14 protein-coding genes are annotated in these 14252 nt (G+C 71.5%); 3 read left to right on the forward strand and 11 right to left on the reverse strand.

Annotated features, from left to right (window positions below; genetic code table 11):
• Positions 1–180 precede the first annotated feature (180 nt).
• From GA0070618_RS22870 to GA0070618_RS22920, 11 genes are all read right to left on the reverse strand, one after another.
• Positions 181–2478 (reverse strand): FtsX-like permease family protein, encoded by a 2298-nt coding sequence (locus tag GA0070618_RS22870; protein ID WP_197701603.1) that lies wholly within the window; start codon positions 2476–2478, stop codon positions 181–183.
• A complete protein-coding gene (locus GA0070618_RS22875) occupies positions 2475–3170 on the reverse strand; it encodes an ABC transporter ATP-binding protein (RefSeq protein ID WP_088983453.1) in 696 nt (231 codons plus the stop codon). Before GA0070618_RS22875 ends, GA0070618_RS22870 begins: the two co-directional genes overlap by 4 nt.
• Positions 3167–3697, reverse strand: coding sequence for a PadR family transcriptional regulator (locus GA0070618_RS22880; RefSeq protein ID WP_088983454.1), 531 nt, complete (start codon positions 3695–3697; stop codon positions 3167–3169). Before GA0070618_RS22880 ends, GA0070618_RS22875 begins: the two co-directional genes overlap by 4 nt.
• A gap of 140 nt (positions 3698–3837) precedes the next feature.
• Positions 3838–4215 carry an ArsR/SmtB family transcription factor gene (locus GA0070618_RS22885; RefSeq protein WP_088983455.1) on the reverse strand — a complete coding sequence of 126 codons (378 nt, stop codon included), beginning with the start codon at positions 4213–4215 and terminating at the stop codon, positions 3838–3840.
• A 268-nt stretch (positions 4216–4483) separates the two neighbouring features.
• A complete protein-coding gene (locus GA0070618_RS22890; RefSeq protein ID WP_088985759.1) occupies positions 4484–5179 on the reverse strand; it encodes a pentapeptide repeat-containing protein in 696 nt (231 codons plus the stop codon).
• 127 nt (positions 5180–5306) lie between these two features.
• Positions 5307–5519: a hypothetical protein gene (locus GA0070618_RS22895; RefSeq protein WP_143740400.1), complete on the reverse strand. Its 213-nt coding sequence runs from the start codon at positions 5517–5519 to the stop codon at positions 5307–5309.
• 82 nt (positions 5520–5601) lie between these two features.
• Positions 5602–6762 carry a cytochrome P450 gene (locus GA0070618_RS22900; RefSeq protein WP_088983457.1) on the reverse strand — a complete coding sequence of 387 codons (1161 nt, stop codon included), beginning with the start codon at positions 6760–6762 and terminating at the stop codon, positions 5602–5604.
• A complete protein-coding gene (locus GA0070618_RS22905; protein WP_088983458.1) occupies positions 6759–7715 on the reverse strand; it encodes a hypothetical protein in 957 nt (318 codons plus the stop codon). Before GA0070618_RS22905 ends, GA0070618_RS22900 begins: the two co-directional genes overlap by 4 nt.
• Positions 7716–7889: 174 nt before the next feature.
• Positions 7890–8120, reverse strand: coding sequence for a hypothetical protein (locus tag GA0070618_RS22910; protein WP_143740399.1), 231 nt, complete (start codon positions 8118–8120; stop codon positions 7890–7892).
• A 243-nt stretch (positions 8121–8363) separates the two neighbouring features.
• Positions 8364–10166, reverse strand: a complete 1803-nt coding sequence (locus tag GA0070618_RS22915; protein WP_088983460.1) for an ABC transporter ATP-binding protein — start codon at positions 10164–10166, stop codon at positions 8364–8366.
• A gap of 244 nt (positions 10167–10410) precedes the next feature.
• On the reverse strand, positions 10411–10923 hold the full coding sequence (locus GA0070618_RS22920) for a hypothetical protein (RefSeq protein ID WP_088983461.1): 513 nt from the start codon (positions 10921–10923) through the stop codon (positions 10411–10413).
• A gap of 315 nt (positions 10924–11238) precedes the next feature.
• On the opposite strand from GA0070618_RS22920, the gene GA0070618_RS22925 reads away from it, so the two are divergent.
• The 3 genes from GA0070618_RS22925 (at position 11239) to GA0070618_RS22935 (ending at position 14157) form a co-directional block, all read left to right on the forward strand.
• The gene (locus tag GA0070618_RS22925; RefSeq protein ID WP_231931412.1) at positions 11239–12558 is read left to right on the forward strand and encodes a purple acid phosphatase family protein; all 1320 of its coding nucleotides are present in this window, start codon (positions 11239–11241) and stop codon (positions 12556–12558) included.
• 91 nt (positions 12559–12649) lie between these two features.
• Positions 12650–13312 carry a hypothetical protein gene (locus GA0070618_RS22930; protein WP_143740398.1) on the forward strand — a complete coding sequence of 221 codons (663 nt, stop codon included), beginning with the start codon at positions 12650–12652 and terminating at the stop codon, positions 13310–13312.
• Complete coding sequence (locus GA0070618_RS22935) at positions 13309–14157, forward strand: nickel/cobalt transporter (RefSeq protein WP_088983464.1); 849 nt, start codon at positions 13309–13311, stop codon at positions 14155–14157. Before GA0070618_RS22930 ends, GA0070618_RS22935 begins: the two co-directional genes overlap by 4 nt.
• Positions 14158–14252 lie beyond the last annotated feature (95 nt).

Genomic DNA, 14252 nt, shown 5'->3' on the forward strand with positions numbered 1-14252 from the left:
GATCGACCGGATCGTATCCCGCGGATCCGGGTCCGAACCGGATCAATGGTGTCACGGCCCCGCCAGCGAGAAAGCTACTCGCCTTTCGGCGTGTCGTGGCGTCTCGCCGTCCGACGGGACGGCGGCGGCCCGGCGTCCGGGCGGCACCGCCCCGTGGGTCGGCGCCGCCCGGTCCGCGACCTACTCGGCGCGCAGCCCCTCGGCCCTGGTCAGCCGCCAGAGCAGCGGCAGAGTGGCGGCCGTGACGGCCAACACCATCACCGCGGCCGTGCCGGCGACCCCGGCGATCGCCGCCCAGTCGAACGCGATGGGTTCGTCGACCACGGCGAGCAGGATCGCGGCCAGGGCGCTACCGGTGGCGACGGCCAGGGAGAGCCCCAGCAGCACCGGGATCGCCACCTGGTAGAGCACCGATCCGGAGAGGGTCCGACGGCGGGTGCCGAACGCGGCGAGCACCGCCAGCAGCCGCCGCCGCTCCCGGAGCTGTTCCAGGACGTTGACCAGCATGCTCGCGCCGATGAGCAGCAGCAGGGCGACCGCGCCGGCCCGCAGCGCCCGTTCGACCATGGCGAACACGCTGTCGTGGTACGGGTCGTCGAAGTCCAGCAGGTGAGCGAACGGGTCGATCCGGTGCACGGTGTTGCGGAGGTGCTCGACCGCCTCCGGCTCGGCGGGATCCAGTCCCACCAGGAACGTGTACGGCTCGTGCGCGGCGTCGAAGGCTCCCGGGGTGACCAGGATGTCGGTGCCGAGGAGCGGGTCGTACTGCGCGACACCGCGCATGCCGGTCGGCACGGTCCACCGGGACTCCACGCCCTCGTCCTGGAACGTCAACGTCGTTCCGGGGGCGATCGCCGGCCGATCCCGCCCGGCGGCGACGAAACTGTCGCCGTCGGCGCAGGTCGGCAGGTCGGCGTAGTGCCGCAGCGCGTCGCAGCCGGCGATCCGCACGCTGACCGGGTCCGGCGCGTCCGGGTCGGTGCGCAGGTGCGAGACGGCGTCGACGGCGTCGACCCCGGGGGTGTCGGCGAGGGCCGAGGCGGCGCGTCCCGCCGGCCACCCCGCCGGCTGACCGTAGAAGGCGACGGAGGCCTGGAACCGGTCGGTGTCACCGTGCCTGCCGGCGAAGGCCGTCTGCGTCGAGCCGAGCAGGCCCTGGACGGCGACGATGCCGGCCACGGAGACCGCGATGCCGGCGACCGCCCGTACCGCGGTGTCGCTGTCGAGTTGCAGCCGGCGCACCGCGAGTTCCCACGCGACGCCGCCGCCACCGAGCCGACGGACGACCACCTGGACCAGCCAGGGCAGCAGCAGCACGACGCCGACCAGCAGGAGGGTCACCCCGGCGGTGATCCGTGCCTCGACCAGGGCGTCGCCGTTCTCCGGCAGCCCGTCGAGCAGCGGGACGAGCAGGAGCAGGCCGGCCGCCGGGGGGAGGAGCCGCCACCAGAGCCGGCGGCGTCGCTCACCGCCGCGCCGGACCACACCGAGCGGCTCGATCATCACCCGCCTGAGCGCGGAGAGGGTGACCAGGACGGCGGCGGTGGGCACGGCCAGCGCGACCAGCGCGACCAGGGCGGGCACCGGACGCAGGTCGGCGGGGAAGAAGTCGTACCCGGCCGGGAGGAGGTCGCCGACCAGGTGGCGGGACGCGAGGAAGAGGAGCGCGCCGACGACCATCCCCAGCACGGTGCCGGCCAGGGTCTCCCCGGCGGCGATCCGGCGGGTCGTGGCGCCGTCCGCGCCGACCAGGCGGATCGCGGCCAGTTGGCGGTCCCGGCTCTCGCTGCCGAACCGTACCGCGGTCGTCACGAAGATCATGACCGGCAGCAGCAGGACCACCAGCCCGAGGATGGCCAGCACCAGCAGCGCCGGGGGCAGGCCCCCGGGCTCCCCGAAGTCCTGCCCGCCGAACCTGTCGATCCGGGCCACCCCGTAGGAGTCGGCATCGAGGTGGTCGGCACCCTGGTAGAAGAGGTGGTCACTCGGGCCGGCGAGTCCCTCCGGCGCGATGGTGCCGACCACCCGGGCGTCCCACCGCTCGCGCAGCAGGCCGGCGTCCGGGGAGTCCAGCAGCGCGGCGAGGGCCGGCGAGACCACCATCTCCCCGGGGGCGGGGTGCCGCTCCAGGCCGGGTGGCACCGGCGCCCGGTCCCCCTCCGGCTGGAGGAGGCGACCGTCGATGCGGATCGCCCCCCACTGGGAGGGGACCTCGCCGTGGAGCAGGGTGTCCGGGCCGGGCGCCGTCACCCGGGGGCCCGGCTCCCGCGCGGCGCTCCGGTCGGAGCGGGCGGCGCCGGCGGTGGGCATGGCGGTGGCGGCCAGCAGCATCGCCACCCCCAACCCCACCCCGGCGGCGATCATGGCGAGCCGGGCCCAGCCGGACCGGCCGCCGGCCACGCTCAGCCGCACCCCGAGCGCCAGGTCGTCGATCCACGCCGTCGGGCCGCGACGCCCGGGCGTGCCGGCGGCGCTCACCGCGCGTACTCCGGGTCGCGGACCCGGCCGTCGCGGACCACGGCCTCCCGATCGGAGTACGCCGCCACCCGCGCCTCGTGGGTGACCAGCACGACCGCCGTGCCGGTCTCACGGGCGGCCGTGACGAGGAGCTGCATCACCCGCTCACCGTTGAGCGAGTCGAGGGCGCCGGTCGGCTCGTCGGCGAAGACCACCTTGGGGTCGGTGACCAGCGCACGGGCCACCGCGACCCGCTGGCCCTGCCCGCCGGAGGCCTGGCCGGGCCGCTTGCGCGCCACGTCGGCTACCTCGAGGCGGGTGAGCAGGTCGGTCGCCCGTCGGTGCGCCTCCCGCCGACCGACGCCGGTCAGGCGCAGCGGCAGCGCCACGTTCTCCAGGCAGGTCAGTTCGGGCACGAGCTGCCCGAACTGGAAGACGAACCCGAACTCGGTACGGCGCAGCGCGCTGCGCCGTACGTCCGACATCGCGGAGACGTCCTGGCCGGCGTAGGTCACCCGACCGGAGTCCGGGGCGACGATCCCGGCCAGGCAGTGCAGCAGGGTCGACTTGCCGGAACCGGAGGGGCCCATCAGGGCCAGCACCTCCCCGGCGTGCACCTGGATCGAGGCGTTGTCCAGGGCCGTGGTGACGCCGAAGGTCTTGGTCAGGTCGTCGGCCACCAGCAGCGGCGAGCCGGTGCGCGGGGTGGTCAACGGTTCTCCTTCCGCACCTGGGCGCGGAGCTGGTCCAGCCGGGCGGCGGTCAGCTCCAGCCAACGCAGGTCGGCCTCCAGGTGGAACAGGGCGTGGTCACAGACGAGCTGGTCGGCGAAGTCGCCGGAGAGCTTGCGGTTGGTCAGTTCCCGCATGTGCTTGAGGTGCGTGGCCCGCTGGACGTCGAGCAGGTCGGCCGCGTCCCGGCCGGTGAGCAGCGCCAGGACGACCTTGGTGTAGAGCCTGCTCTGCAGGTAGACCTCGGGCTGCTCCGGTTGCGCGAGCCAGCGCTCCACGTCGGTGACGCCGGCTGCGGTGATCGCGTACCGCTTTCGGTCCGGGCCGTCGCCGGGCTCCGACTCGACCTCGACGAGGCCGTTCTTGAGCAGCCGGGCCAGCGTCGAGTAGACCTGGCCGTAGTGCAGCGACCGACCGTGGCCGAACTGGTCGTCGTACGAGCGCTTCAGGTCGTAACCGTGTCGAGGGCCGCGCTCCAACAGGCCCAGCAAGGCAAAGCCAACAGACATGGGAGCGACTATACACTCAGGTTATACACCCAGTGTCTACGCAGGTCCGGGCCTTCTGGCTCGGTGTGCGCCCGTCGGTGGCCGAGCGGTGTCGGGAGCGCGGCCGGGGCCGGCGCGCGGGACGGCGGAATCGCCGCGGTTCAGCGGCTCCTCCGCGTCGAGCGCTTGCGTGGCGGGGTCAGGAGTTCCGCGACCGTCGCGATCGCGCTGGGCACCAGCCGGTAGTACGCCCAGACACCGCGCTTCTCCCGCTCCAGCAGGCCGGCCTCGGTGAGGATGCGCAGGTGGTGACTGACCGTGGGCTGCGAGAGCCCGAGCGGCGCGGTCAGGTCGGTCACGGACGCCTCGCCCTCGGGGGTCGACTGGATCAGGCTGAGCAGCCGCAGTCGGGCGGGGTCCGCGAAGGCCTTCAGGACCCCCGCGAGCCGCTCGGCGTCAGCGCGTTTGATCGGCTCGCCCGCGAGCGGCGAGATTTGCGGCAAATTAGCTCTAGTCGACACATCTCCCACATATGCCATCCTGCCAGGCCGCACCATCCACCCATGCGCATATCGGCGACGCGCGATGTCCGGGGTCGGGGAGATGCTGCTCGGTGGCTGCCCGGACGTCGGGGGACTGGCGCGGATGTGCCGGGGCGCAGCCGGACCCCACGGGCGTCGGGAGACCTGCCCGCTGGGCGACGACCGCGGTTCCGTCGCCAGCCGTCCGCCGGGTCGGTGGCCCGTCGGGCTGTCGTCGGCGCCGGGCACGGTCACGCCGTCGACGGATGTGCTCGGTCGGGCCGGTCTACGCGTCGTCGGGGCCCTCGATCCGGATACCCAACGCCCTGGCCAGGGTGTACGACAGGGCGGCCAGGTCCTGCTGGGCGAGGACCGCCCCGCTCATGCTGGTCACCCCGCCGATCCCGGCCAGCACACAGTCGGCGAAGCGGGTACCCGCCATCGTCGACTGGGAGAACTGCGCGCCGGTCAGGTCGCAGCGGGTGAACCGGGCGCCGCGGAGGTCCGCGTTCTGGAAGTCCGCCCGGGTCAGGTTGCACCCCTCGAACGTCACCCGGGAGAAGGTCGTGAACCGCCACGACGACAGGTCCAGCCGGCAATCCGAGACCGTAACGTCCCGGACCGCGCCGTTGATCCACTGCACCCCGGTCATGCGCACCGTCGACAGCCGGACCCGCTGCATCGACGACTTCTCCGCCCGCAGGTTCGCCAGGTTCGTGCTCTCGAACAGGCAGTCGGTGAACCGCGCGCCGGCCAGCCGGACACCGCTGAGATCCGTACGCCGGAACCGGCACTGGACGAACTCGACCTCGTCCGCCGACTGCCCGGACAGGTCGAGGTCGACCAGGCCCAGCCGCCGCGACGTGGCGTCGTCGGCGAGGACGGCGTGCTCGGCGGTGGCCAGGTCCAGCGTCGACGGCGGCTTCGGCTGGGCCGGCGGTCGCCAACCGTCCGGACCACGACGCGTCGACAGTCCCACCATCCCCGCACCGTATCCGACGGGTTTGGGCAGGTTACCGGCAGGACAGGGCCGGTACGACGGGTGACCGGTACGGCCATCGGAGCCGCGGGTGTCGCGGCCGGTGACCGCGTCGACCACCCGGAGACGGTCAGAAGGGCACACCACACGGGCAGCCCGGGCGGTAGAACAGGCAGCCCTTCGGTTCTCCGTCACCGGGCGGCGGGTCGTCGGTCGGTGTGCCGGCCCGGGCCACCGGGTAGGTGCCGTTCGGGGTGTCGACGGTGCGGGCCGGTCGGCTCCCGCTGCCGAAGAAGGAGAGCTTCCGGATCACTGGCCCCGAGTCGGTCCCGGCATCGGTCACGTCGGCTTCACCTCACTACGGTCGGTCCGGTTCGGGTAGGCACCGTCCCATCAGGCGACCGGCTGGTCCGGGCCATGGCCGGTCAGTCCCAGGTGACGGGCAGCGTCCGCACGACGCCACCGTCCCGGCGGATCTGGCTGAGCAGTTCGTCGGTCGGCACGGCGAGCCTGATCGTCGGCAGCCTGCGGAAGACGGCCCGGTAGAGCAGTTCGAGTTCGAGCCGGGCCAGGTTGGCCCCGGGGCAGCGGTGCCGTCCGTAGCCGAACCCCAGGTGCGGGTTGGTCGGCCGGCGCCCGTCGAAGTCGTACGGATCGCCGAACTGGGTCTCGTCGAAGTTCGCCCGGTGCGTGTCGAGGATCATCAGGTCCCCGACGTTGATCTGCGCGTCGGCGAGTTGGAAGCTGGTGTTCGCGTAGCGGGACAGGCCGTTCGGTGGATCCGCCCCCGGTCGGGGCGGCACGAAGGAGCGGACCCGGACGATCTCGTCGATCAGCCCCGGGGCGAGGTCCTCGTCGTCGAGCAGCGGCCGTTGCTCGGGGTGGGAGAGCAACAGCACCAGTCCGTGATCGATGACCGAGGTGGGGGTGACGCTGCCGGCGATCAGGATGAGGGCGGCGAGGTTCTGCATCGGCGGGGCGGGGTTGCCGTCACCGGACCGGTCCGCCCGGGACAGGACCGTCAGCAGGTCGTCCCGGGGGGCGCGGACCCGCCCCCGGAGCTGCCGCAGCATGTAGCCCTGCAACTCCGACACGGCCGCGCTCGCGCCCCGCCGGTCGTGGTCGTCGTGGGTACGTTCGACGAGGACGCCGAGGTGCTCCTGGTCCTCGTCGGGTACGCCGAGGATCGCGCCGGCGATGGCCCGGGGGACCGGGACGGCGACGAGTTCGTGGAAGTTCGCCGGCCGTGGGGCCTCGACGAGACGTCGCACGTGGGTGTCGACCACCGCCTCGACGATGTGCCTGAGCCGCTGGGAGGCGCGCCAGCTCGCGATGGTCTGCATGACCTGCCGCATCAGGTCGTGCTGGGCGCGCTCCTGTTCCGGTGTGACGTCGAGGGGCCCGACCATCGGCGAGTCCAGCAGGCGGGAGGCGAGCCGGGGTACCGGGTGCGCCAGGCCGAGCCGCTCGTCCCCGAGCAGTGACCGGACCAGTTCGTAGCAACTGACGTGCCAGGCGAGCGTCCCGCCGGAGGCCCGGACGATCCGTAGGCACTCGTCGTGCGCCGCGTCCCGGACCTCGGTCATGCCAGGGTCACCTTCGGCGCCACCAGGTCGATGTGCGCGCCGGTCACCCCGTTGCCGAGGCCGATGTGCAGTCCACCGATGGCCTCGTTGAACTGGGAGTTGATCGTCCAGTCGACGTCGTCGGTCGGCCAGGTGGTGGCGGCGAACCCGAACTCGCTGACGTACTCCTTCTTGTTCGGGTCGACGAAGGTCAGCACCTCGGCGAGGACGGACTCGGTGCCGCAGGTCAGGGAGACCGGTCGGGAGTCCCTGATCTCCACGACGATCGGGGCGTGGTGGTTGCGCGCACGCAGGTCGGTCAGGTAGTCCCAGGTGCGTTCCGCGGTGTGTCTGACCCGGTCGGCGTAGAGCCGGTGGTGCGCGACGACGAAGCCCTCGGCCACGAAGGTGCCGTTCATGTCGTGGTGCGGTCGTTGGGTCTCCGGCGAGGACACCAGGCCCACCTCGAGGTACTGGGCCACGCTGACCCACTCGCCGCGCTGGATCACCACGTTCCCCTTGGGGCTCATCAGGTTGACCTCGTCACCGAGGACCACCTCGACGTCCGTGCCGCCACCGGCGAGTCGCAGCCGGGGGGCGGTCTCCAACTGGCCGAGCCAGAACTGGACCCCGTCGACGCACCGCCGCAGGTCGATGTCGGCCAGGTAGCCGAGCATGTACAGCGCGCCGCGCTCGGTGCCGCAGAACGAGGCCACCGGGAGCACCAGCATGGCGGAGTTCGCGAAGTACCGCTCGATGACCGGTCCCGTCGGTGTGGTGGCGAAGTCGATCGGGATCGCGACCACGTCCAGCAGCAGGTCGGGGTCGGTCGTGGGGAGTTCGCCGTAGTGGCGGGCGGTGAGGCCGTGCTGCCGCAGAACGTCAACGACGGCGGCCGAGTCGCTGACGAAGGTGGGCTCGCGGCCGGAGAAGGCCGGTCGCAGACTGGACCCGAGGGAATCGAGGCGGGACACGTGCTCCTCACAGAGGGGTGTCGTCGGGAGTGCGTGCGCGACTCGGGTGGGCGCCCCGGGTGAGTGGGACGGGATCGCCGGGACCGGGCCACGAACCGCGGGGACGCGGCGCTGCCGGCCCGTAGGTGTGCGTACCGGGCCGGCAACGTCTTCGGAGGGGCTAGCGGATCCTCGTCAGAAGGTGGCGCTGCACGGGCAGAGCTGGGGCTCGGCCGGTGCGGCGAACTCCACGTCGTCGGAGGCGGAGATCTCGTCGTAGACGCCCTGGACGTAGGACTGGGTGTACGTCTCGCGGAGAACGAGTGGTGCGTTGTCCACGTCCCAGGTGCTGGTCGACGTGGTGACCGTGTTGTCGCCGTGCATGCCGTCACCGAGCATGCGCAGCTTTCGGCTTTCGACTGCCATTGTTGCACCTCCCGTGCCCGCAGGCAACGCTGGTCAATATGCAGAACGTAGTCGACAAATTCTCCGGATTCAACCTTTCGCAAATGATCCTATTCTGCATTCATCGAAAATCGACAATATTATTTTTCGTGGTTCCGGGGGGCGTGGCCGGCAGCCGGCAGCCCTGACCGCGCCGGACGTCCGTCCCGCCGGTGGCGGTATCTCCACCTCCCGGAGGCCACCCGCGAGCGGCATCCAGTTTTCCTACACGTAGGCGGAAGCCTGCTGTGAATACATCCGCGCGTACGTCCCGCGCGCCGCCATCAGCTCTTCGTGTGTGCCCTGTTCGGTGAGTTGGCCGTGTTCGAGGACAAGTATCCGGTCGGCTGCCCGTACCGTGGAGAATCGGTGGCTGATGACGACGACGGCCCGCCGGCCACGCATCCGGGAAAGCGTCGCGAACATCTTCGCCTCCGCCTCGGCGTCGAGCGAGGCGGTCGGCTCGTCGAGGACGACCAGGGACGGGTCCCGATACAGCACCCGGGCGATGGCCAGGCGCTGCCACTGCCCGACGGACAGGTCGACCCCACCAGCCAGTTCGGCGGCGAGGAGCGTGTCGTACCCCCGGGGAAGCTGTTCGATGAACGCGTCGGCCTCGGCCTCCCGGGCTGCCGCGCGGACCCTCGCCAGGTCGGTGCCGTCGGTGTCCGGGGCCGCGCCGACCCGGATGTTGTCCGCCGCCGAGAACCAGTAGCGGGCGAAGCTCTGGAACACCGCGCCGATCTCGTTCCCCAGGTGCTGCCCCTGGACCGGCCGGCCGTTCCACCGGACCTCCCCGGACTGTGCCGCGTACAGTCCGCACAGCAGCTTGGCGAGCGTCGTCTTGCCGGAGCCGTTGTGCCCCACGATCGCCACCATCTCGTCGCCGTCCAGGGCGAAGGTGACGTCCCGGAGCGCGGGCCGGTCGGCGGCCGGATAGCGGAACGTGAGATGGTCCGCCTCCAGGCGGTGCAACGGGCCGGCCGCCGGGGCGTCCCGGCCACCACCCGGCAGTGTCTCCAGGAGCCGCATGGTCTCCAGGAAGTCGGCCATCTGCCCGGAGTGTTCGCGCAGCGCCCCCGCGTTGGCCGCGATGGTCTGCGACTGGTTGGACAGGACCAGCACGGAGATCCCGACGGTGGCCGCCGCCAGGAGGTCGACGTGGCCGCGAGCCAACAGCCAGGCCAGCGAGACCAGCAGGACGGTCAGGCTGACCGCGACCCCGAGCGCGGCGACCACGGCCCGGCGCAGGAATCCCCGGACGAGCGCGGCGATCTCCGCGATCCGCTCGTCGTACAGGTATCGCCACCGGTCGGCGAGGAACTCCTGGACACCGAAGACCCGGATCTCCGCGGCCTGGTCACGTGCTTCGAGGATGTTCTCGATGTACTGGCGTTCCCGGTCGCTGGGGGTGTGCCCCCAGGTGAAGGTCAGTAGTCGCTCGCCGAGGGCCCGGCCGGTGAGCAGGACCGGCAGCCCGGACAACAGCGCCACCGGCAGCAGGACCGGCGCGGTGAGCGCCACGGCGACCACGAGACCGGCCACGGTCAGGGCCGAGGCGATCACCCGTGGCACCGCCAGGGTGATCTGGAGGGCCGACGTCGAGGCCCGCCGGGCCCGGACGAGACGGTCGTGGAACGCCGGAGAGTCGAACTCGATGAGATCACTGCGGGCCGACAGCAGCGTGATCTGTTCCTCGCACCACCGGATGACCCGCTCGGTGAGCAAGCGGTGGAGCCCGCCGCCGACCATCCGGCCGAACGCGATGACCGAGACCAGCAGGATCACGCCGGCGAGCAGGACCCATACCGACAGGCTCGCCGGCCGACCCTGGTGCCGGGCCAGTTCGGCGGCGAGGCCACGGCCGAGGACCAGCACCGCGGCGAGACCGAGCCCGGTCGCGCACATCGTCGCCAGCACGCCGTAGAAGGACGGACCACCGGCCCGTGCGACCAGTCCGACGACCTGCCAGAGCGAGGCCCGGGGTGGCGCTTCGGCCGGGCCGTCGTCCGGGCCCGGCGCGGTCACCGACCGGCCCTGGTGGTCAGGGGTCGCACGTTCGCGTCTCGGACCACGTTCCGATGAGGGGTCAGTCGAGACACGGATCGAAAGTACTCCATATATATGCGCAGGGCAACCACGGGGACACCCTGCGCGACGCTCCCGCCCCGGGCGCTGAACCCGCTCGCCCGGCACGGTGCGATCCCGCTCCGGGCGGGGGCCTCGACCCGGCGGCGCTGACCGGGGCCACGCCGGACGGTGACCGCTGACGTCAGCCGAAGGGGTCGTGCCGGGGGAGCGCCGAGCCGGGCAGCTTCCCCTGCGGGTTGTAGACGGCACACATGACGTCGCGGTCGCCGTCCGCCCAGGTCTCCGCCGTCGGGACGATCGGGTAGTAGTCCAGCCCCGACTCCTCCCTGCTGCCCCAGTAGTGGGCGAAGCCCCGCTCGCAACTGTCCCAGGCGAAGGTGGCGAGCGCGTCGGGGTCGAAGGGGCCGTCGGGGACGTGGACGATGCCGTACGCCTGGTTGTCAGCCCGTTCGCCGCACGGTCGGTAGCGTACGACCTCCTCGTTCGCCGAACGCGAGTAGGCGGGGTCGTCGAAACACTCGGTGACCTCGATGTCGAGGATGCCGGTCGTCGCCGCGGTGATGAACCTGTCGTCCTTCACCAGCACGGGCGGCGTCGGGCTCACGAACAGCGTGCCGAGCGCGGCGACGCTGACGGCTGCCGCCGCCGGCCGACGGTATGACCACCACCTGTGACCCTGCCGGGCGACGTTCATCGGGCACCTGACTCTTCCGACCAGTGGGACGGGCCGATGGTAGGCGCGGCGGGCTGGCGCCGAGGCCAACTCCAGGTGTCCACCGGATGGAGCCGTGGTGATGCCTGACCAGTCCGTGTTTTCCCTGCTCAGCATCCAGATGATCTGACTCACAGCTCGCATGGCTTCGTCCCGGGTTCACCCGCCGGCAAGGCCGACGACCATCGTTCGTTGATCAACAAGGCGTGGATAACGGGGCTCACCTCCCCACGACGATTCTGGAGGGACCCAACCGTGAGTGAGGTCAAGAGGCCTTGGTTCAGCGGGACCCGACGCGTGACCCTGGCGGCGATCGGCGCGACCGCGCTGCTCGTCGGTGGCGTCGCGGTCGGCCCCGCGCTCGGTGACTCCGTTCCGACGAAGTTCCCGGCTGCGGAGATCCACAAGCCGTCCCCGATGCCCGATCGCATCATGCTCATCCCGACCACCACACCGTCGACCAGCCAGCGCGTGACCTGGCGCGCCGACGCGGAGCCCACCTGGGCCCAGGCGCAGATCCTGGAGGCGCCGCGCGCCCTGGGCGAGGTCGTGCCGGCGACCGGTGCCGTGACCACCGTCCGCGCCCTGAACACCAGCGCGGTCAACACCTCCCTGGGATACGCCTCCACGTTCCACACCGCGGAGTTCACCGGCCTCAAGCCGGACACCCGCTACACCTACCGGGTCGGCGACGGCACGAACTGGAGCGAGTGGATCGACTTCACCACCGCCGCGGGCGATCTCGAACCGTTCTCGTTCGTCTACTACGGCGACGCGCAGAACTACATCGACAGCGCGGTGCCGCGCGTGTTCCGGCAGGCCTTCGCCGACCGGCCGCAGGCCAAGATGATCGTGAACGCCGGCGACCTCATCGACTCCGCCAACAGCGAAGAGCAGTGGGGCCAGTGGCACCGCGCGGACGGTTTCATCAACGCGCAGGTCAACAACATCTCGATCCCCGGCAACCACGAGTACAGCGGTGGCCAGTTGTCCACCTTCTGGCGGCCACAGTTCGCCTACCCGGACAACGGCCCGGGCAACGCGGACCTGAAGCAGACCGCCTACTACGTCGACTACCAGGGCGTACGGTTCATCGGCCTGGACACCAACAAGCAGAGCAACGCCGAGCTCATGGCCGCGCAGACGGCGTGGCTGGAGGGGCTGCTCAAGGACAACCCCAACAAGTGGACCGTGGTGACCTTCCACCACCCGGTCTACTCGACCACCGGCACCCGCAACAACCCCAACGTCCGTGACCAGTGGGGACCGCTGTTCGAGAAGTACGGCGTGGACCTGGTCCTGCAGGGCCACGACCACTCGTACGGCCGCGGCAACAAGGTCGAGAACCGCCTCTCGGCCCAGGTCCACAAGGGCGTCGCCTACGTCGTGTCCGTCTCCGGCGGCAAGATGTACGAGCTCAACGGCGGGGTGAACTGGACCGGTAACGGCGCTGAGGTCCGCAGCTCCGCTCAGGACGTGCAGCTCTACCAGATGATCGACGTCGAGGCCAACCAGATCCGGTTCGAGGCCCGCTACGCCAACGGCCAGCACCACGACGGCTTCGTCATCCGCAAGAACGAGAACGGCGCGCGGACTGTCGTCGAGCTGAAGCCGTAGCTTCCGTCGACGCGACCACGTCATCGCGAACCCGCCAGGTGCGGGCCGGCGGTTGCCGGCCCGCACCACCCGGCGGCGAACAGGAGAACCGTTGAGCATCCCTATCCGTACCCTCGCCGTGCCGCTCGGCGTGGCGGTGGCGACGCTGGCCGTGGCCGCCGGGCCCGCCGCCCCGACGGCCGCCCATCCCTTCGGACCCCCGTCGACGGCGCGGATCAGCGCGGACGGCTCCGAGGTCGTCATCACCTGGCAAGCAGCCGAGGACGACTGGGTGGCCCTCGGCCAGTCGCTCGGCGCCTTCGAGGACCCCGCCACCGGCACGGTGTCGACCGAGCTGACGGGGGAGCAGAAGTTGCAGCGCTCGACCGCGGTACGCGACTACCTGCTCGACCGGATCGTGGTCGCGCAGAACGGAAAGCCCTGCGCGAGCGAGGTGACGGCGCTGGAGAACCTGCTGAACCGGGGAGCCGAGGTCACCTTCGACTGCTCCGGCCCGGTCGCCGAGGTGGACGTGACTCTCGACGCGCTGACCGACCTCAACGAGGCGTACCGGACGATGCTCACCGCCGAGACGCCCGCTACCCCGGCGCGGACGCTCTTCACCGCGACCGAGCCGACGCAGCGCCTCGGTTTCTCCCCGACGGGTGGACCGGCGGCGGTGACGACGGTGGCCGTCGGCACCGGGGTTGCCGCGCTGGCCGTCGTCGGGCTGCTGACGGCGGTTCGGATCCGACGCGCGCGGAGGCGTTCGTGAACGGCCTGAACGGGTTCGACAGCAGGCTGGTCGCGCTCTTCGACAACCGCGCGGCCTTCTGGGTGGCGCTGATCGTCGCCTTCGGCGTCGGCGCGGCGCACGCGGTCGCGCCCGGACACGGCAAGAGCGTCACGGCGGCGTACCTGGTGGGCACCCGCGGCCGTTACCAGGACGCGCTCCGCCTCGGGGTCATCGTCGCGGTGATGCACACCTTCTCGGTGCTCGTGCTGGCACTGTCGTGGGTCGGCCTGAGCGGGGTGGCCAGCCTCGGCACGGAGGCGATCACCGGTTGGATGCAGGCGGCCGCCGGCCTGGTGGTGGTCGGCGTCGGCGTCAACCTGACCTACCGTCAGCTACGGCGACGGGACCACTCCCACGCGCACTCCCACTCCCACACGCACGCCCACGCGTCGGTGCACGCCCACGCCCATCCGGGCGAGCACGCCTCCGACCGTTCCCACACGCACGACGAGTCCTCTTCCCACGGACACCACCACCACGAGGAGTTGACCGATCCGTGGTCACGGCGGGGACTGCTCGCCCTCGCGCTCTCGGGTGGGCTCCTGCCGTCGCCGTCTGCCTTCATCGTGCTGGTGAGCGGGCTGCTCACCGGTCGTGCGTTCGACGCGGTCGTCCTCGTCGTCGCGTTCGGAGCCGGTATGGCGCTCACCCTGACCGGCGTCGGTGTGGTGACCATCCGCGGAGTCGCGCTGGTGGCGACCCGCTCCCGGCGGTGGCCGCTGGCCTCGACGCTCGCGGCGTGGATTCCCGCCCTCGCCGGCATCGCGGTGATGATCGGCGGTTGCCTCTACCTGCTTACCGCGCTGTCCGCCCTGAGCGCCTGACCGGGCGCTGCCGCTCACCCCGCCGGCGCTGGACCGATGCGTCGCATGGTCAGCGAGGTCGGCGGAGAGCCCGCCGCCCGGAAGCCCCGACCATC

It is taken from the genome of Micromonospora echinospora (assembly GCF_900091495.1).
GTDB classification, from domain to species: Bacteria; Actinomycetota; Actinomycetes; order Mycobacteriales; family Micromonosporaceae; genus Micromonospora; species Micromonospora echinospora.

Excerpts from the sequence above, each read along its gene's own strand:
- GA0070618_RS22880 (WP_088983454.1), bottom strand. The coding sequence starts at position 3,697 with ATGTCTGTTGGCTTTGCCTTGCTGGGCCTGTTGGAGCGCGGCCCTCGA.
- GA0070618_RS22910 (WP_143740399.1), bottom strand. The coding sequence starts at position 8,120 with ATGGCAGTCGAAAGCCGAAAGCTGCGCATGCTCGGTGACGGCATGCAC.
- GA0070618_RS22900 (WP_088983457.1), bottom strand. The coding sequence starts at position 6,762 with ATGACCGAGGTCCGGGACGCGGCGCACGACGAGTGCCTACGGATCGTC.
- GA0070618_RS22890 (WP_088985759.1), bottom strand. The coding sequence starts at position 5,179 with ATGGTGGGACTGTCGACGCGTCGTGGTCCGGACGGTTGGCGACCGCCG.
- GA0070618_RS22920 (WP_088983461.1), bottom strand. The coding sequence starts at position 10,923 with ATGAACGTCGCCCGGCAGGGTCACAGGTGGTGGTCATACCGTCGGCCG.
- GA0070618_RS22885 (WP_088983455.1), bottom strand. The coding sequence starts at position 4,215 with ATGGCATATGTGGGAGATGTGTCGACTAGAGCTAATTTGCCGCAAATC.